Origin of the sequence: Actinotalea ferrariae CF5-4, assembly GCF_000603945.1 — a bacterium.
Lineage (GTDB): Bacteria > Actinomycetota > Actinomycetes > Actinomycetales > Cellulomonadaceae > Actinotalea > Actinotalea ferrariae.
Window position 1 is genome coordinate 1 of sequence record NZ_AXCW01000556.1, and the last position, 547, is coordinate 547.

1 protein-coding gene is annotated in these 547 nt (G+C 78.6%); it reads left to right on the forward strand.

All coding sequences use genetic code 11. The annotated features are described in order from the left end of the window. Nucleotides 1-215: 215 nt before the first annotated feature. The coding region (locus N866_RS19285; protein WP_216699510.1) for a hypothetical protein at nucleotides 216-547 on the forward strand (332 nt) is incomplete at its 3' end.

The window sequence follows — 547 nt, forward strand, 5'->3', positions numbered from 1 at the left end:
CGCCCCTCGCTTCGCCAGGCAAGGCCCTGCACCCGTTCTGCACCGGCTCTGCACCCGCTCTGCCGACGTCCGACCGACGCCCGACCGTGGGTCGGTTGTGCGCCGAGGGTGGTCTCGGCGTAGTTTCGGTGCCGCGCGTGTTGTGCCGCGGAGCGCCCTCGTGCGCCCGGCGGCGCCGAGCGAGCCGGCCGCGCGCTGACGACAGGAGCGTGGTGGTGGACGACAACCGCGAGGAGCGCCCCGGGGCGAGCAGCACACCCGGTGGCGCGACCCCGGCGGAGGCCTCGCGCCCGCTGACGCGGCGTGAGCTCCGCCTCGCCGCGCAGGCCGAGCTCGACGCCACTGGCCCCCAGGACGGGTCCGGTCCGACGGCTTCCCAGGGCTTCGAGCCGGTCGACGTCGGGTCCGTGCGGATGTCCCGCCGCGCCGCGCCGGAGCCGACCGACACGGGCCCTGTCCCGCACCCCGGCAGGGCCATCGGGCAGCTGGCCCGGGCCGGGACCGCCGACGGCGCCCCCGGCGGCCCGCTGGCGGCACCGGCCTGGAC